Below are 16950 nucleotides of genomic sequence, written 5' to 3' on the forward strand. Positions count from 1 at the left end.
CAGGATAGTCAGGGCAACCAATGATGGATTGCCCATGACCTTCGCCTGTCTCGCCGCCGCCTTCTCGCCCCTCGGGGCCCTTGCCGAACGCCTGCTGCCGCAGGCCTTCTCTGCCGATGACGGCTCGCACGATGCCGCGCATCTCATCCGTGTGTGGAAGAGCGCGCGCCGCATCCAGGCGGAGGAGGGCGGTGACATACGGTTGCTGGCCGCCGCCGTGCTGCTGCATGATTGCGTGGCGGTGGAAAAGAACTCGCCGCTGCGCGCCGAAGCGTCACGCCTTGCAGCCGAAAAGGCGGCCGACCTGCTTGCCGCCGAAGGCTGGAGCGAAGCGGACGTGGCCTCCGTCGCCCATGCCATCCTGACGCACAGTTTCTCCGCCAATCTCGCTCCCAAGACACTGGAGGCGAAGATCCTGCAGGACGCCGACCGGCTCGACGCGATCGGTATGATCGGTGCTGCGCGCTGCTTCTACATTGCCGGCCGCATGGGCAGCGGCCTCTACGATCCGCTGGACCCGCTCGGCGAAAACCGCCCGCTCGACGACAAGGCCTTCGCCATCGACCATTTCGAGGTCAAGCTCTTCAAACTGGCTGACGGGTTCCAGACGGCGGCGGGTGCGCGCATGGCCGGCGAGCGGACGGAGCGCCTGCGGGCGATCCGCGCCATGCTGCTGGATGAAATCTGAAGAAAAACATGCTTTTGTGCCGCCGCATTGAATCCGATCGGCAGGCCGTTGAATCAAAGTTTTAGGAAAGGTCGCCCGCATGAAGGTCGAAGGTCTCAACATCCACCCGCTGAAGAGCGGCCGGGCCATTCCCGTCGAAAGCGCTGCCGTGCGTCTCGACGGCCTTGCCGGCGACCGGCGTTTCATGGTCGTCGAGCCGGACGGCCGCTTCATCACCCAGCGCGAGCTGCAGGCGCTGGCCCGCGTCGAGGCGACGGCCGTCGGCGACAGCCTGCATCTCGAAATGGAAGGCCGCCAGCTTTTTGCGAGCTTCGATCCGGAGGACCGCCTCGACGTGACCGTCTGGGACAGCCCGGTCAACGCTGCCGTCGCTGACGAGGCCGTCAACGAGGTCCTGTCGGACTGGCTCGCCCGTCCGGTCAGGCTCGTGCACATGGACGCGCGGGCCGAGCGACTGGAGGGCGAGGAGTGGGCCGGCAGCCCGGCGCCTGTGGGTTTTGCCGACGGCTTCCCCGTTCTCGTGACGACCACCGGCTCGCTTTCCGACCTCAACCGTACCCTCGTCGCCAAGGGCCAGGAGCCTGTCGGCATGGAGCGCTTCCGCACCAACATCCTCGTCTCCTGTGACGATCCCTGGGTGGAGGACCTGTGGGAAGTGATCGAGATCAACGGCATCACCTTCGATTTCGTCAAACCCTGCGCCCGCTGCATCATGACCACGCAGGACCAGAGGACCGGCGAGCGCATCGGCGGCAACCCGATCCAGGGCCTTGCCGAAAAGCGCATGTCCGCCGACCGCCGCGTGCCCGGCGTGCTCTTCGGCTGGAACGCCGTGCCCCGCAGCGAGGGCGAGATCCGCCTCGGCGATACGGTGCGCGTGACGAAGACGCGCACCGAGCGCTGGCCGATGAAGGTGCGGGCTTGAAGTCAGGCTAACGTGTTTTCCGCGCGAAACCGCGCCCCCCATTCCCGGCTGGTTTCGTCGGCCAACTTCCTCACGCCGGGAGCAACGCGATCGGCGGCTGCCGGATCCAGCCCCAGGTGGAGGAGGACGGTCCGTAAGGTGGCGCGCGGATCGTCGGATAGATCGTTATAAGAAAGGCGAAGCGGTGCTATCGCCTCGCGTTCGAACCACGTCTCCCACGCGCGGTCATAGGCCGTCATCGTCTCGACGTGGGCTCGGATGGCGTCTCGGTCGTAGACGGGCGCGCGATTCGGCGCGGTCCGCTCCAGTTCCGTGCCGTCCGGGGCGAGATGCCACAATCCGGTCTGTTCTGCTTTAAGGTAGGAAACCGCCTGCGCGAGCTTGTCGGTGCGCGTCAGGTGAATGAAGAGCGTCGTGCCGAAGATCCGTTGGATGCGTTCGCAATCGCTGAGATTGCCGGGGTGGAGGATCGCGAGCTTCTCGCAGAGGAAATCGAAGCCGTGCCTCTGCTGGCGAAGTCCGAAAATTGCTGTATCCCCGCGTCCCTTGCGGTTCGCAGCCTCGAAGATCGTTTCGAGCAATTCGCGCTCCGCCACTGTTTCCACCAGTATGAGACCAAGCCTCGTCAGCCAGTCGGGCAAGGTCGGACGGTAGAAGAGTGAGGCCGGGTTTCCGGCGATGCCAGTCGCCGCCAGGAGTTTGCACAGCAGGGTGCTTCCGCTGCGCGGAGAGGTGCAGATGATATACGAGTTGTATCGTGCCATGTCGGCCCGACTATCGTCGGCGTGTGACAGCCTGATGTCGGGCCGGCGTGCTCATGCTGCCTTTCAAACCCAGCCGCGTCGCTTGAAATAGAGGAACGGCATCAAAGCCGAGATGATCATCAGGCCGACCGCATAGGGATAGCCGAAGCGCCATTGGAGCTCCGGCATCAGCTCGAAGTTCATGCCGTATGCCGAGGCGACCAGCGTCGGGGGCAGGAAGACGACCGAGGCGACGGTGAAGATCTTGATGATCTGGTTCTGCTCTAGATTGATCAGGCCGAGCGTCGCGTCGAGCAGGAAATTGATCTTGCCCGAGAGGAACGCCGCATGGTCGCCGAGCGATGCTGCATCGCGCTGCACGAGCTTGACGAGCTGGCGGATGTCCTTCGACGGCCGTCGCGCCGGGCTCTCCACCGCCGCGTGATAGGCGACGAGACGCGAGATGCTGACGAGGCTTTCGCGCACGCCGGAGAGGAAATCGCCCTTGCGGCCGAGCTGCTCGATCAGTGCCTCGAGGTCGCGCGTCTTCTTGGTGGACGAGCCCTTCTTGCTGCGGAAGACCTCGCGGGAGATGCCGTCGATCTCGTTGCCGAGCCGCTCCAGCACGTCCGCCATGCGGTCGATGACCGCCTCGATGACGCCGAGCATCACGTCCTCGCCGGTCTCGTAGCTGTGGCCGTTGCCGCGCAGCGCCCGATTGCAGAAGGTCACGAAGGGCTTTGCATCCGCATGGCGCACCGTCACCAGCGTCGGGCCGGTGAGGATGAAGGTTACCGGCATCTTCATCGGTTCGTCGCCGTCGAGATTGGTGAGCGCCGTCATCGTCATGAATTCCGCGCCGTCCTCCTGGTAGAGGCGGGCCGACAGCTCGATATCCTCCATTTCCTCCCGCGTCGGGATCGAAATGCGGAGCGCCGCCTCCACGTCCGCCACCTCTTCGGGTGTCGGGCTCAGGAGATCGTACCAGAGGGCAGGGGCGATCGCCTGCTCGATGGCCGGGTTGGAAATTTCGCGCAGGCAGAAGCGGTCCGCCCTGCGGGCATAGATTTGCAGCATGCTTTACTCCTTGGAGGCATTCTCGCCGTCCGGAGCAAAGCCTTTTCGGGGGCTCTTACCGGATCGGTCGCTCGATTGCTCTCGATAGTCGACTGTCGGGGTCCATGATCTTATCCGGGTTCGGTTGGCGCCGTGTGACGCCTGGAGGGGACATGCGCTCAAAATACCGTGGCGTCAAGCACATCCGGCGCCATGCCCGGTGCCGGGATTTCATCAATCCGGCTGATCGTCCGGTCAATTAAATTCGCTTTTGTTAATGCATGGCGCCGCGTAGTGTCCGGCCACACACTCCCGGAGACCCACCATGTCCACCCCATCCGTCGTTGCGGCGCCTGCCGCGAGCCGGCCCATGCCGTGGCTCATCATTCTTGCCGGCTCGCTGATCGCCGTGCTCACCTTCGGCCCGCGCTCGGCGATGGGCTTTTTCCAGCTGCCCATGCTGCAGGATACCGGCTGGGACCGCACCACGTTCGGCCTCGCCATGGCGCTGCAAAACCTTGCCTGGGGCGTCAGCCAGCCGTTCTTCGGCGCGATTGCCGACAAGTTCGGCACCTGGCGGGTCTTGCTTGTCTCGGGTCTCGTCTATGCGCTTGGCCTGGTCCTCATGTCGTTCGGCACGTCGCCGCTCTGGCTGCATGTCGGCGGCGGCGTGCTGGTTGGGCTTGGTGTCGGGGCCGGCTCCTTCGGCATCCTGCTGTCGGCCTTCGCGCGCAATGTGACGCCGGACCAGCGCTCCATGGCCTTCGGCATCTGCACGGCCGCAGGCTCTGCCGGCATGTTCCTCTTCGCGCCGCTGTCGCAGGGCCTCATCAGCGCCTATGGCTGGTCGGACAGTCTCGTCTATCTCGGCATGCTGATGCTCATCGTGCCGTTGCTCGGTATTCCGCTGCGCGGCAATTCCTCCTCCGGCATCACGTCGGCAAACGAATACAAGCAGACCATCGGCGAGGCGCTGCGCGAGGCACTCGGCCATCGCAGCTACCTGCTGCTGGTCGCCGGCTTCTTCGTCTGCGGCTATCAGGTCGCCTTCATCACCGCGCATTTCCCGGCCTATCTCGGCGATATCGGCATCGATGCGCGTTATGCGGTCATCGCACTGGCGCTGATCGGCTTCTTCAACATCATCGGTTCGCTCGCCGCCGGCTTCATCGGTCAGCGTTACTCGAAGCCTTATTTCCTCGCCTATATCTATCTCGCACGCTCGGTCGCGGTGGCGGCCTTCATCCTTCTGCCCAAGTCGCCGGCCTCGGTCATCGTCTTCGCCATCGTCATGGGCCTGCTTTGGCTCTCCACCGTGCCGCCGACCAACGGTCTCGTCGCCATCATGTTCGGCACGAAACATCTCGGCCTGCTCGGCGGCATCGTCTTTCTCTCGCACCAGGTCGGCTCGTTCCTCGGCGTGTGGATGGGCGGCTATCTCTACGATCATTTCGGCACCTACGATCCGGTCTGGTGGCTCGGCGCGGCGCTCGGTGTCTTCGCGGCGATCGTGCACTGGCCGATCGAGGAAAGGGGCGTCGTACGCCCGGCCGTCGCCTGACCTAAAACGGTACCGCCGCCCGAAGGAATTCGGGCGGCGGTTCTTGCAAACCGTCACAAAAGTTTCTAGATCTGAACCACCGGCAATGCCGGTTTTGTTTTGGAGCTATTATGCTCAAACTGAGCAAAATAGCCTTTCCGCCGGAGGATGGCGGGAGAAAGGGAGGGTTCCATGACCGTTCTGGCCCAGCATGCGGGGATGGCCGAAGCCGCTCGTCCGCTGACTGCCGCGGAGCGCTTCGGCGTCGTCGAGAAACCGGATCTGACCTTCACGCCCGAGATCGCCCGCGAGACGGAACACCTCTACGAGAAGGTGAAACAGTTCATTCCCGCCTTCGAATGGCCGGTCTACGCGCCCTATGTCGCCGCCATCAACCGGTTGAAGAAGGAGCGCGGCGCGGTCATCCTCGCGCACAATTACCAGACGCCGGAAATCTTCCACTGCGTCGCCGATATCGTCGGCGATTCGCTGCAGCTCGCCCGTGACGCCACGAAGGTGGATGCCGAGATCATCATCCAGTGCGGCGTGCATTTCATGGCCGAGACCTCGAAGCTGCTGAACCCGGAAAAGACGGTGCTCATCCCCGATGCCCGGGCCGGCTGCTCGCTGTCGGATTCGATCACCGGGGAAGATGTACGCCTGCTCAAGCAGCGTTATCCCGGCGTGCCGGTCGTCACCTATGTCAACACCTCGGCCGATGTGAAGGCGGAGACGGACATCTGCTGCACCTCTTCCAACGTGCTTGCCGTGATCGAGAGCCTGGAGAGCGACACCGTGCTCTGCATCCCGGATGAGTACCTGGCGATGAACGTCGCCAAGCAGACGAACAAGAAGATCCTGACCTGGAAAGGGCACTGCGAGGTGCACGAGCGCTTCACGGCGGCTGAGCTGCTTTCCTACAAGGAGGCCCATCCCGGTATCGAGATCATCGGCCATCCGGAGTGCCATCCCGACGTCATCGCCGTCTGCGATTTCGCCGGCTCCACCTCCGGCATGATCAACTACGTGAAGGACAATCGTCCCTCGCGCGTGCTGCTCGTCACCGAATGCTCCATGGCCTCCAACATCCAGGCCGAGCTGCCGGGCGTCGATTTCGTCAAGCCGTGCAATCTCTGTCCGCACATGAAGCGTATCACGCTGCCGAAGATCCTCGACAGCCTGGTCAACATGACGGAAGAGGTCGTGGTCGATCCGGCGATCGCCGATCGCGCCCGCCTTGCCGTCGAGCGGATGGTGAACCTGAAGCAGTAGAGGCGCAGGAGGCCCTGCGGCCCCTCATCCCCCTGCCGGGACCTTCTCCCCGTAAACGGGGAGAAGGGGAAAACGGCGAGCCCAGCGCTCCTCGCCCCGCTCGCGGGGAGAGGATGCCGGCAGGCAGGTGAGGGGCGCAGTTCGGCGGCGCGTCGGAGGAGTAAGACATGCCCATTGATAGTTTTCGTCCGCAATCCTGGAACGGCATCGACGATATCGTCATCGTCGGCGGCGGGCTTGCCGGCCTGTTCTGCGCGCTGAAACTCGCGCCGCGTCCCGTCACCATTCTCGCGGCTGCGCCGATCGGCCAGGGTGCGTCCTCCGCTTGGGCGCAGGGCGGCATCGCGGCGGCGATGAGCCCCGGCGATACGTTCGAAAAGCACGTCGCCGACACGCTCGAAGCCGGTGCCGGCATCGTCGATGAGAAGATGGCGCGCTTCATGGTTTCCGAAGGCCCGGCGCGCATCCACGACCTGCTCGAATACGGCGTGCCCTTCGATCGCGATCTCGAGGGCAAGCTGCTGCTCTCCCGGGAGGCTGCCCATTCGGAACGCCGCATCGTGCGCGTCAAGGGCGACATGGCCGGCAAGGCGATCATGGAGGCGCTGATTGCTGCGGTTCGCAAGACGCCGTCGATCCGGGTGCTCGAAGGCTATGTCGTCGAGGAGCTGGTGCGCGAGGGCCGCTTCATCTCGGGCGTCGTTGCCCGCCCCGATGCCGGCCAGTCGAAGAACCGCGTTCATTTCCCGGCCCGCGCCGTCGTGCTCTGCTCGGGTGGCGTCGGACATCTCTATGCCGTCACCACCAATCCGTGGGAGGCCTGCGGTCAGGGGGTCGGCATGGCCGCGCGCGCCGGGGCGATCATCGCCGATCCGGAGTTCGTGCAGTTCCACCCGACCGCCATCAATATCGGCCGCGATCCTGCACCGCTCGCCACCGAGGCGCTGCGCGGCGACGGTGCGCACCTCATTAATTCCGCCGGCCACCGCTTCATGCTCGATATCCACGCGGACGGCGAACTCGCCCCGCGTGATATCGTTTCGCGCGGCGTCTTTGCGGAGGTGCAGGCCGGCCGCGGCGCCTTCCTCGATTGCACCAAGGCGGTCGGTGCGCATTTCCCGGAAATGTTCCCGACGGTCTATGCCTCCTGCATCGCCGCCGGCATCGACCCCGTCACCCAGCCGATCCCCGTCGTGCCCGCCGTGCACTACCACATGGGCGGCGTCTTGACGGATGCGGAAGGCCGCACCTCGATCGACGGCCTGTGGGCCGCCGGCGAAGTCACCTCCACCGGCGTGCACGGTGCAAACCGCCTTGCCTCGAATTCGCTGCTTGAAGCGGTGGTCTTCGCCGCCCGCATCGCGGAAAACATCAAGGGCATGCTGCCGGAGCCGAAGATCAACGACTGGGGCAAGAATGCCGGCGAGAGCGACGACCTCGTCACCATCGAGGACAGCCCGGCGCTGAAGCGCCTGCGCCGCATCATGAGCGACCATGTCGGCGTCATCCGCAGCCGCGACGGCCTGAAGACGGCAATCCGCGAGATCGCTGCGCTGGAGCGCGAAAACAGCCGCATGCGCTTCCACAACATCGTCACCACGGCAAAGCTCATCGCGACGGGTGCGTATCTGCGCGAGGAAAGCCGCGGCGGCCACTTCCGCTCCGATTTCTCCGAGCAGAAGGCCGGCTGGAAGCACCGTACCTTCCTTACCCTTGCCGATGCCGAGAAGGTGGTTGCGGACCTTGCGGAAACGGCGGCGGCGTGAAGTTTGGCAAAAATTGACAATCGCTCTTTGCGCACTAGAATCGGGCGAAAGGATCGCGCCATGCCGACGCTGAATGTCAGTCTCACCCCGGAGTTCACCGACTTTATCGAGGACGCCGTCGCAAGCGGCTCCTACGTCTCTGCAAGCGAGGTCGTTCGTGATGCGTTGCGTTTGATGCGTCAGGAACAGGAAAACGAGGCGGCCAAACTCGCGCTCCTGCGCAAGGCGGTCGATGCCGGGCTGGCGCAGTCGGAGCGGGGCGAGTTTTCCCGGCGCTCCGTCACGGACATTTTTACGGCTTCAATCGGCGAAAAATGATCGTTCGGCTGACGGTTGAGGCCGAACGGGATCTTACCGAGATCGCGCGCTACACGGCGACGGCCTTCGGCGTTGTCCAGGCCATGCACTATGCCGCGTTGATCGGGCATGCCATGAGCCTTCTCGCCGAAAACCCGCTCCGACCGGCGTCGCGGGCACGCGACGAGCTCCGCCCCGGCGTGCGCTCCATGCATTTTTCCCGTGCGGCAGCCCGGCGCCATGCTGCTGCGCACGTTCTTTACTATCACCTCGTAGCAGGCGCGGACGAGGCACAGGAAATCGTCATTCTCCGCGTTCTGCATGAACGCATGGAGCCGTTGAAGCGGCTCGTCGATGCCAACAGTCCAGAGAAGGATTCTCCGCCATGACCACCCCCCATCTCCCCGTCCTCTCCCCGCTGATGGTCGAGGATCAGGTGCGCGCCGCGCTGTCGGAAGATCTCGGGCGCGCCGGCGACATCACCAGTCAGGCGACGATCGCACCGGGCAGTCTGGCGCGGGCGGAGCTGAATGCGCGGGAGGAGGGGGTTGTCGCCGGCCTCGATCTCGCCCGCGCGGCCTTCCGGCTGATGGATCCTGCGATCCGCTTCGAGGCCTTCGTGAAGGATGGCGACCGGCTTTCGCCGGGTATGGTGATCGCGCAGGTTTCCGGCCCCGCCCGCGCCGTGCTGTCGGCCGAACGCGTGGCACTGAATTTTCTCATGCACCTTTGCGGCGTGGCGAGCTACACGGCGCGGTTCGCCGCCGAGATCGCCCACACGCAGGCGAGGGTCTGCTGCACGCGGAAAACCATCCCGGGCCTGCGGGCGCTGGAAAAATATGCCGTGCGCATGGGCGGCGGCTCGTCGCACCGCTACGGCCTCGATGATGCGATCCTCATCAAGGACAACCATATCGCCGTGTCCCGCGGTGTTGCGGGCGCCATTGCGGCCGCCCGCGCCTTTGCCGGACATCTCGTCAAGGTGGAGGTCGAGGTGACGACGCTGGAGGAGCTGGAGGAGGCGCTGGAGGCGCAGCCCGACGTCATCCTGCTCGACAATATGGGGCTGGAGCTCCTGCGCCGCGCCGTCGAGATCAACCGCGACTGTGCGGGGTTGACCGAGGCGACCTACGCCGCCGACCCGCGCCGCGTGAAGCTGGAAGCCTCCGGCAACGTGAATCTGAAGACGATCCGCGCCATTGCCGAAACCGGTGTCGACTATATTTCGACCTCCAAGATCACCATGGCTGCGCCGACGCTCGACATCGGCCTCGACGTGGTTGTGAGCTGATCGGGCCGGAACACCCCGGCGGACGATGCGTTCCGGTTCCATGGACAATGGCAATCGGAAGGACGCATCCATGTGGAAGATCGTTGCACGCGCCGTGCTGGCCGCCCCGCTCATCAGCCTGCCCGCCGCCGCCCAGCAGGCGGCGGATACGGCCCGGGCGGATTTCGTCGATCGCGCAGGCAAGGAAACCGGCCGTGCACAGGTGACCGCAGGGCGCGACGGCGTGCTGTTCGAAGTGGAGATCTCCGGCCTCGAGCCGCGCAAATGGGTGGCGCTGCACATCCACGAAAGCGGGAGCTGCGATCCGGCTGGCGGCCACGCATCGGCGGGCGGGCATTTCAACCCGGATGAAAAGAGCCACGGCTTCATCTCGGCGGACGGTCCCCATGCCGGCGACCTGCCGAACCAGTATATCGCCGAGGACGGCGTGCTGCGCGCGCAGGTCTATTCGACGCTGGTCCGTCTCGACGATGCCGAGCGCGGTATCCGCGGCCGGGCGCTCATCGTCCATGCCGGTTCGGACGACTACCGCACCGATCCGACGGGCGGCGCGGGCGACCGGCTCGCCTGCGCCGTGATCGAATAGGCCTATTCGGCCGGGGCCGCATCCGGCTCCGGTGCGGCGAGCTTCTGCCCGAAGGCGACGCGCACACGCCGGTTCATCTCCCGCGTCGTTCTGAACCATTGCGGCGTCGCCACCCAGTAGCGCAGCGTCAGGGTGGCGGCGCTTTCCTCCAGGCTGTCGACGAAGACCTGCGGCGGCGGCACGGATTCGATCGTGGGATCGGTCCGCGCAATCGACAGCAAGCGGTCGATCTCGTCGTCGATGTCGCGATCGTCGGGCACCTTCACCTGGAGATCGTGCTTGCGGGTGCGCTCGCGGCTGTAGTTGGTGACGGGCGTGTTCCAGAGAGTCGCGTTCGGTGCCAGGCGATAGAGCCCGTCGCTGGTCTTGAGTTCGGTGGCAAACAGCCCGACCTCGGTGATCTCGCCGGAAACGTCCTTCGTCTCGATGTACTCGCCGACCCGGAAGGGCCGCAGCACCAGAAGCATGATGCCGGCCGCGATGTTCTGCAACGTGCCCTGCAGGGCGAGGCCGATGGCAAGGCCTGCGGCACCGAGGGCGGCGATGATCGAGGCGGTCTGCACGCCGAACTGGCCGAGCACCGTGACGAAGACCAGCACGAGGACCGCATAGCGCAGGATGTTCGCGAAGAAATGCGCGAGCGTCGCATCAATGCCGCGCACACGCGAAAGCCCCGTCAGCGCCCAGCGGTGCAGCAGCCGTGAGAGAAACCAGCCGAGCACGAGCAGCACGAGCGCGCCGAGGATCGAGAAGGAATATTGCACGGCAAGCGCGCTCGCCTGAGCCAGCGCCGCCCGTGTTGCGACGATGATGTCGGTTGCCTGTTGTTCCATGAAAGCTTTCCCCATTGATATCAAAGGGGGAATGGCAGGATGCAGGATAAGTTCCGGCGAGAGCATTTCCAGCCGAAGCGGGGCCGCTTCGGCGTCGGGCAATGCGGAAGAAACAAAATGCTTTAGCGCATGCCCACCTTGAGCCCCGGGGCCGGGCGCTCCTCGAGAATGCGGCGGCGGAAGCGGAAGAGCGCGGCGGGGCGCCCGCCGGTGGCGGCGGTGGAGCCGCCGGTCGCCTCGACCAGCTCGGCACCTTCGACCAGGCGGCGGAAGTTCTGCTTGTGCAGGTGTCGTCCGGAGATCGCCTCCACCGTCGCCTGCAATTCGGTGAGCGTGAATTCCGGCGCCATCAGCTCGAAGATCACCGGACGGTATTTTATCTTGCCGCGCAGCCGCGCCATCGCGGTCGCAAGAATCCGGCGGTGGTCGTGGCGCATGGCGATGCCGGGCACGGGATGGCACGATCCGGTGCGCCCGTCCGTCACCGCCTCCTCGGCAAGGCCCGCTTCATAGAGCAGCTCGTAGCGCTCCAGCACGCGCTCCTCGTCCCAGGGAAAATCGTCGAGGCCGAAGGCGAGGCGCAGGCGCGTGCGCATCGAAGGCAGGGCGCTTACCCGCTCCTCGCGCGTGGTATCGGCAGCGAAGGCCTTCAGGGCGGGGAGAATGATCTGGTCGATGAGGGCCGGCCGGCCCTGCCGCCAATCCTCCCAGGGAAGGTAGGTGTACCAGTCGCGCCAGGCGGCGCCGGCTTCCGCCAGCCGCTCGTTCGCCTCCGCATCTGTACGGGTGAGCGCGATATAGCCGACGGAGACCATGTGCGTGCCGGCCTCGTCCGGCAGCTTCTGGCGGCCGCGGTCGCCGAAGGTGTAGAGCTGTTCGATATAGCCGAGCTTCAGCGCGGTCTGCGCCTCGACGCTGGCGCGCAGGCTCGTCTCGAAGGTGCGGTGCTGGTGGGGATCGAAGGGGCCGAAGGGCAGGGCATCCCGGCCGCCCGCGCCGCCGCCGATGGCGAGGATACAGGGGGTGCGGCCGGAAATCGCGACGACCGCCGCGTTGAGGCCGATCTCGACGGGCGGACGGACGCGGCTCTCCGTCATGGCTGAACCGTCTCCGGCGCTGCGGAAAAGGCGAAGGGGCTGTCGCCGACATAGTCCGCCCCGCGGCCGATGGCCTTGACGGCGGCGACGAGCCGCCCGCCGCGCGACAGCACATGATCGCCGATTTCGACCAGCCGGGCGTTCGGCGTCGCCTGCACGGAGGCGTGGCGAAGGCGGGTGGTAAGCTCGTGTTCGTCCTGGTCCGGTTCCACGGCGAGCGCGGCGATCAGCGCGGCGGCGGGTGAGCGGGAAACGCCCATCATGCAATGGACAAGCAGCGGCGCCTGCCGGTCCCAGCCGCGGGCGAACCCGATGATCGCAGCCACATGCTCTTCGCCGGGCGCGACAAGGTTGCCGGTGCCGGCAAAGGCGATGTCGTTGACACCGAGGATCAGGTGGCGATCGGCGGCGATGACGGCCGGGCGGTGGAAACTCTGCTTCGGTGCGACGAGGCTCAGCATGTCGCGGCAACGGTGCCGCACGGCGAGCTCCGCGATCTTTCCGATGGGCGCGACGACGATCGTGCCCATCGTCAAACCGCCGCGGCGAGCGGGCCGCGCTCCCGTTCCAGCGCTTCGAAGCGATCCGCAAAGCGCTGCTGCGCAAGGGGCGCGGTGAGCGGGGCGATCTCGATTATGTCGAGTGTGATGCCGCGCGGCGCGCCGAAGAACTTGACCGCCTCGGCATGGGAGAAGCCGGCAAGCTCCGTCGCCTCGAAGAAGGCGGCGACCTGGTCGGCCTTCTTGATCTTCGCCTTCAGGCTCGCGGGCGTGGCGGACGGCAGGCCGAAGCGCAAATGCACGGCCGCCTCCAGCCGCTTCTCCACCGTCTTGTAGCCGCCGCCGACCACCGCCTTGAAGGGCGAGATCATGTCGCCGATCACATATTCCGGTGCATCGTGCAGCAATGCCATCAGGCACTCGTCGGCATTGCAACGGTTCTGCTGGCGGAAGATCGCCTCGACGACAAGCGAATGTTGCGCCACCGAAAAGGCGTGGTCGCCGTTGGTCTGGCCGTTCCAGCGCGCGACGCGGGCAAGCCCGTGTGCGATGTCGGACAGCTCGATGTCGAGCGGCGACGGATTGAGCAGGTCGAGGCGGCGGCCCGACAGCATGCGCTGCCAGGCGCGGGGTTCCGTCTTGGCGCGGGCGGCTCCGCTCATTGCGCCGGCACCTCGGCGGTTTCCTGCGGGAAGGCAAGGCCCGTCCATTGCGGCAGGGCGACGGTGACAGGCATGCCGTCGGCGGTGATCGGCGTGCCGCCATGCATGGCGTCGGCCGCGCGGTCGATGCGCACGATGGCAAGGCCGCGCGTGCCGGACACGCTGCCGAGCGTGCCGATCGGCTTGCCGCCGGCCAGAAGCTCGGTGCCGGTCGCGGGAAGGTCGGCCTCGGCGCTGACGATGACGGGACGGCGGCGCGCGGTGCCGCGGTGCTGCATGCGGGAGACGACTTCCTGCCCGACATAGCAGCCCTGGCGGAAGGAAAGGCCGCCGGTGAGGTCGAGCAGCACATCGTGCGGAAAGGCATCGCCGAGCGCATAGTCCTGGCCGGCTTCGACAAGGCCGGTGCCGATGCGCAGGGCGTCATAGAGCGCCGGGTCGTCGTCGCCGCCGGTGCCTGGGCGGCGCGAGAGGAGAAGGCCGGCCTTGGCGAAGCGGCCGTCCTGCGGCGCGCCGGCCTCGGGCGCGTCCCAGGCGATCGCCACCGTGTCGCCCTCGACGGTTGCAAGGTCGACCGCGGCGCGCAGCTTGTACATGGTCAGGCGCTTCAGGAGTGCATCGCGCTGTGCGTCCGTCGTCTCGATCAGGAAGGCGCCGTCGCCGTCGCGGCATATTAGAAAGTCGAACAGAATCTTGCCCTGCGGCGTCAGCAGGGCACCGGGACGAATCTCGCCGGTCGCAAGGTCGGGCAGGTTGGTGGTGATGAGCGATTGCAGGAAGGTCTCGGCATCGGCACCGGAAATGCGGAGGAAGGCGCGGCCGGAAAGTGTGACGGAAGGCATGATTCGATCCAGATTGTGCGCCCGCCGGCACCATGCGGCAGCGGGCGGTGCATGATCGCACCCGTTGAAACAGAGGTAGAACGGCCGGGCGCCTTTCGCAAGGTCGTGCCGCCTTGCGCTGTACGTCCGGATGGCGGAGAAGGACGCCGCGCGAAGAAAGGTGATCCATGATGACGGCAACGCCGACACTTCCCCACGATGCATGGGCCGCCTGGCACCCGCAGGAGCTCGCCCACCGGCTAGCCGGCGTCACACGGCCCTGGTGCATCGTCGGCGGCTGGGCGCTCGATCTCTGGCACGGGGAGCAGATGCGGCCGCACGACGACCTCGAATTCACCATTCTGCGCACCGATTTTGCGGATTTCCGCGCAGCCTTGCCGGGCCTGCGTCTCCATACGGTCGGCGACGGCCATGTCGAGCCGCTCGGCGCGGAGGACATGCTGCCTTCAGGCATCGCGCAGGTCTGGTGCGAGGATGTAGCGGCGGGCTGCTGGCGTGTCGACATGATGCTGGAGGACGGCACGCCCGAGACCTGGGTCTACAAGCGCGATCCGTCGATCCGCCTGCCGCGCGCCGATGCCGTGCGCAGGACGGGCGGTGGCATCGCCTATCTCGCGCCGGAGATCGTCCTGCTGTTCAAGGCAAAATACCGGCGCGACAAGGACGAGGCGGATTTCGCCAAGGCGTTGCCGCGGCTCGACGCAAAGCAAAGGTGCTGGTTGCAGGCGTGCCTCGCGCAGGCCTATCCGGATCATGCCTGGAGCGCGGTCTTGTAAGGCTCAGTCGCCGGTGACGAAGAATTTCCACTGGCCGTCCGGCGTGATGCCGACGCGATAGAAATTGTAGCTGCCGAATTCCTTCATGTCGGCGAAGTCGCCGGCGGTGACGATGCGCAGCAGCTCCACCTTTTCCGGCGGTGTCAGCGTGGCGAGCGACTTTTCGGCGAAATAGGGCCAGACATACATTTCGTCCGCGGTGCCCTTGCCGACATGCACGAAGCCGGTCGCCAGCACGTCGAGCAGGATCGCCAGAACCTCGATGCCTTCCTCGTCGCCCGACTGGCCCTTGAGGGTTTCGACGGGCCCTTCGTCGGTCTCGACGATGGAGACCTGCGTTTCCGTCATGCCCTTGCCGAGCAGGGGGCGCAGGCGCTCGATATCGCCGGAGGCGGCAGCCTCAACGATGAGTTCGCGCATGCGGCGCACGGGTTCCGGCGCCTTGGCGATGTCGGAGAAGAACTCGACCGGAACCTCCGGTTCGTCGTCAGCCTTGTCGTCGGTGGCGGGCGCGTCGTCGGAGGGTTCTGTCACCGCCTGGTTACGGCGAATCAGCGGATCGGGCAGCGGCAGTTCGAGAGGGCCGGTTTCTTCCTGCTCCTCCTCGACGGGCGGCGTCTGGCCGTCCTCGGCCGGCTTCTGCGGCACCTGACCCTGTTCGTTCTTCAACTCGCTGAGCGCAAAGGCGGGACGGACGGGTGCCACCAGTGCCGTCGTCGTGAAAAGCACGGACAAGACGATGAGGCTGCTGCGAAACAGCGTTTTGCCGTCAGGCGACGTCTGCATGACTTGTCTTTCCAGCCTATTGCAGGATGCGCTCGGGGGAGAATTCTCCAGCCAGCATGCGCTCGCGCAGCGATTCGAGCATCGCCTCCGCGCCACGTTCGCCGTGAATGCGAATCGTCTCGCGCATGGCGAGCGCGATGGCGGCATCGGCGATGATTTCCGGTTCGATGCCATCAGCCATGCCGTCGGCCCAGGCCTCGTTCTGGTATTCCAGAGCGGCCTGCATCTTCTCGTGCACGATCATCTCGTCGATATCGTTGAGAGTAGGTTCCATTGATCGGTCCATGCGGGGCATTCAGTTCTTACTTGACTGTTAACGACCTTAGCAGCCTTTTCCCAAAACGGCACTGGGTCCTGTAAAAAGAGGTTAATTAACCGCTAATTTCCGAAGCGTGCGGTAATTTCTGTGGCAAGTGTTGCACCTTCGTTACGGTATCTCTCTTCTGCGACAACAGCCGAGTCGGTGCAAGCGGTATAGATGGCGGCAAAGGAACGATATCCACGGTTGAATGCCGCGGTCAGTTTCTCCTGTCTTTTCGGCTCGTTAGCGGCTTCCAGCTCGATGAGGCGCTGCATCGAGGCCCGCCAGCCGTCCTCCGGCTTGTCCATGCAGAGATTGCGCAGGTAGTGCACGGCGCCGAGGATTTCCGAGAGCCGTTCCAGCCGTTCGTCATAGGGTGCGGGCTTTTCCTCGATGGCCGCCGCGGGCGGTGTTTCCTTCGCGTCACCTTTTGCCTTCTGGGCGAAGGCGGGCGCGGAAAGCGTCAGGGTGAGAAGGAGGGCGAGCCGAATCACCGTCATGCGGTCTGCCCCGTGCGTTCCGCCTCGAGGCGCCGGATGCATTCGCGCACGCTGTCCGGCGCCGGCAGCTTTTCGATCTCCCCGGCCGTGTACCAACCGACGGCCGCCGCATCGTCCGAGGCGACGGCGATGGCCGTGGCATCCGCCTTCACCTTGAAGACGGAGAGGCGGAACGACGGGCTGCCGGGGCCGTCTTCCCGGCCGGGCAGGTCGTAGGTCGCGAAAAGCAGTGGTTTTTCGGCGCTGATGCCGGTTTCCTCGAAGAGTTCGCGCAGCGCCGTCTCGGCCGGCGTCTCGCCCGGCTCGCCGCGCCCGCCGGGAAAGGCATACATGTCCGCCGAGGGCGGGTTGCTGCGCAGGACCAGGAGATAGCGCCCGTCGCGTTCGATGATGGCGGAGGAGGCGGGCTGGGGCGTCTTGGATTTCTTCATCGCGGTCCGGTTCGGTTGCGCTCGATTGACCCCTTATAGGCAAAGTGCGATGACGATG

At 65.5% G+C, this 16950-nt stretch carries 21 protein-coding genes; 10 read left to right on the top strand and 11 right to left on the bottom strand.

Going from position 1 to position 16950, the window contains the following annotated elements; genetic code table 11:
* Window positions 1-34: 34 nt before the first annotated feature.
* Window positions 35-688, top strand: coding sequence for an HD domain-containing protein (locus P9A16_RS09940; protein ID WP_023512996.1), 654 nt, complete (start codon window positions 35-37; stop codon window positions 686-688).
* A 79-nt stretch (window positions 689-767) separates the two neighbouring features.
* Window positions 768-1613 (top strand): MOSC domain-containing protein, encoded by an 846-nt coding sequence (locus P9A16_RS09945; RefSeq protein WP_023512997.1) that lies wholly within the window; start codon window positions 768-770, stop codon window positions 1611-1613.
* Window positions 1614-1615: 2 nt separating this feature from the next.
* Here P9A16_RS09945 and P9A16_RS09950 read toward each other — a convergent pair whose 3' ends face one another.
* Window positions 1616-2377 (bottom strand): Stf0 family sulfotransferase, encoded by a 762-nt coding sequence (locus P9A16_RS09950; protein WP_023512998.1) that lies wholly within the window; start codon window positions 2375-2377, stop codon window positions 1616-1618.
* Window positions 2378-2440: 63 nt separating this feature from the next.
* A complete protein-coding gene (locus P9A16_RS09955; RefSeq protein WP_023512999.1) occupies window positions 2441-3433 on the bottom strand; it encodes a magnesium transporter CorA family protein in 993 nt (330 codons plus the stop codon).
* A 304-nt stretch (window positions 3434-3737) separates the two neighbouring features.
* On the opposite strand from P9A16_RS09955, the gene P9A16_RS09960 reads away from it, so the two are divergent.
* From P9A16_RS09960 to P9A16_RS09990, 7 genes are all read left to right on the top strand, one after another.
* A complete protein-coding gene (locus P9A16_RS09960; protein WP_023513000.1) occupies window positions 3738-4973 on the top strand; it encodes an MFS transporter in 1236 nt (411 codons plus the stop codon).
* A gap of 171 nt (window positions 4974-5144) precedes the next feature.
* A complete protein-coding gene (gene nadA, locus P9A16_RS09965) occupies window positions 5145-6224 on the top strand; it encodes a quinolinate synthase NadA (protein WP_130514910.1) in 1080 nt (359 codons plus the stop codon).
* Window positions 6225-6391: 167 nt separating this feature from the next.
* Complete coding sequence (locus P9A16_RS09970; protein WP_024271433.1) at window positions 6392-7990, top strand: L-aspartate oxidase; 1599 nt, start codon at window positions 6392-6394, stop codon at window positions 7988-7990.
* Between the two features lie 60 nt (window positions 7991-8050).
* Entirely contained in the window at window positions 8051-8308 is a 258-nt protein-coding gene (locus P9A16_RS09975; protein ID WP_023512278.1) for a type II toxin-antitoxin system ParD family antitoxin, read from the top strand.
* Window positions 8305-8676, top strand: a complete 372-nt coding sequence (locus P9A16_RS09980; RefSeq protein ID WP_023512279.1) for a type II toxin-antitoxin system RelE/ParE family toxin — start codon at window positions 8305-8307, stop codon at window positions 8674-8676. Before P9A16_RS09975 ends, P9A16_RS09980 begins: the two co-directional genes overlap by 4 nt.
* Window positions 8673-9578 (top strand): carboxylating nicotinate-nucleotide diphosphorylase, encoded by a 906-nt coding sequence (gene nadC, locus P9A16_RS09985; RefSeq protein WP_023512280.1) that lies wholly within the window; start codon window positions 8673-8675, stop codon window positions 9576-9578. Before P9A16_RS09980 ends, nadC begins: the two co-directional genes overlap by 4 nt.
* Before the next feature lie 70 nt (window positions 9579-9648).
* A complete protein-coding gene (locus P9A16_RS09990) occupies window positions 9649-10164 on the top strand; it encodes a superoxide dismutase family protein (protein WP_023512281.1) in 516 nt (171 codons plus the stop codon).
* 2 nt (window positions 10165-10166) lie between these two features.
* On the opposite strand, the gene P9A16_RS09995 is transcribed toward P9A16_RS09990, so the two are convergent.
* The 5 genes from P9A16_RS09995 to ygfZ all read right to left on the bottom strand — a co-directional run bounded on the left by P9A16_RS09995 (window position 10167) and on the right by ygfZ (window position 14098).
* Window positions 10167-10997, bottom strand: a complete 831-nt coding sequence (locus P9A16_RS09995; protein ID WP_023512282.1) for a mechanosensitive ion channel family protein — start codon at window positions 10995-10997, stop codon at window positions 10167-10169.
* 122 nt (window positions 10998-11119) lie between these two features.
* A complete protein-coding gene (locus tag P9A16_RS10000) occupies window positions 11120-12094 on the bottom strand; it encodes an NUDIX hydrolase (protein WP_024271434.1) in 975 nt (324 codons plus the stop codon).
* On the bottom strand, window positions 12091-12624 hold the full coding sequence (locus P9A16_RS10005; protein ID WP_023517447.1) for a tyrosine phosphatase family protein: 534 nt from the start codon (window positions 12622-12624) through the stop codon (window positions 12091-12093). The genes P9A16_RS10000 and P9A16_RS10005 overlap by 4 nt, the downstream gene beginning before the upstream one ends.
* Window positions 12625-12626: 2 nt before the next feature.
* Window positions 12627-13256: a YfbR-like 5'-deoxynucleotidase gene (locus tag P9A16_RS10010; protein ID WP_024271435.1), complete on the bottom strand. Its 630-nt coding sequence runs from the start codon at window positions 13254-13256 to the stop codon at window positions 12627-12629.
* Window positions 13253-14098, bottom strand: coding sequence for a CAF17-like 4Fe-4S cluster assembly/insertion protein YgfZ (gene ygfZ / locus P9A16_RS10015; protein ID WP_023517137.1), 846 nt, complete (start codon window positions 14096-14098; stop codon window positions 13253-13255). The genes P9A16_RS10010 and ygfZ overlap by 4 nt, the downstream gene beginning before the upstream one ends.
* A gap of 167 nt (window positions 14099-14265) precedes the next feature.
* On the opposite strand from ygfZ, the gene P9A16_RS10020 reads away from it, so the two are divergent.
* Window positions 14266-14874: a nucleotidyltransferase domain-containing protein gene (locus tag P9A16_RS10020; RefSeq protein WP_292067527.1), complete on the top strand. Its 609-nt coding sequence runs from the start codon at window positions 14266-14268 to the stop codon at window positions 14872-14874.
* A 3-nt stretch (window positions 14875-14877) separates the two neighbouring features.
* On the opposite strand, the gene P9A16_RS10025 is transcribed toward P9A16_RS10020, so the two are convergent.
* The 4 genes from P9A16_RS10025 to P9A16_RS10040 all read right to left on the bottom strand — a co-directional run bounded on the left by P9A16_RS10025 (window position 14878) and on the right by P9A16_RS10040 (window position 16892).
* A complete protein-coding gene (locus P9A16_RS10025; RefSeq protein ID WP_023517134.1) occupies window positions 14878-15660 on the bottom strand; it encodes a hypothetical protein in 783 nt (260 codons plus the stop codon).
* 16 nt (window positions 15661-15676) lie between these two features.
* The gene (locus P9A16_RS10030; protein ID WP_037409294.1) at window positions 15677-15946 is read right to left on the bottom strand and encodes a hypothetical protein; all 270 of its coding nucleotides are present in this window, start codon (window positions 15944-15946) and stop codon (window positions 15677-15679) included.
* Window positions 15947-16038: 92 nt separating this feature from the next.
* Window positions 16039-16461: a TIGR02301 family protein gene (locus P9A16_RS10035; RefSeq protein WP_023513234.1), complete on the bottom strand. Its 423-nt coding sequence runs from the start codon at window positions 16459-16461 to the stop codon at window positions 16039-16041.
* Window positions 16458-16892, bottom strand: coding sequence for an NUDIX hydrolase (locus P9A16_RS10040; RefSeq protein ID WP_023513235.1), 435 nt, complete (start codon window positions 16890-16892; stop codon window positions 16458-16460). Before P9A16_RS10040 ends, P9A16_RS10035 begins: the two co-directional genes overlap by 4 nt.
* Between the last annotated feature and the right edge of the window lie 58 nt (window positions 16893-16950).

Origin of the sequence: Shinella sp. 838, assembly GCF_029623935.1 — a bacterium.
Classification (GTDB): Bacteria; Pseudomonadota; Alphaproteobacteria; order Rhizobiales; family Rhizobiaceae; genus Shinella.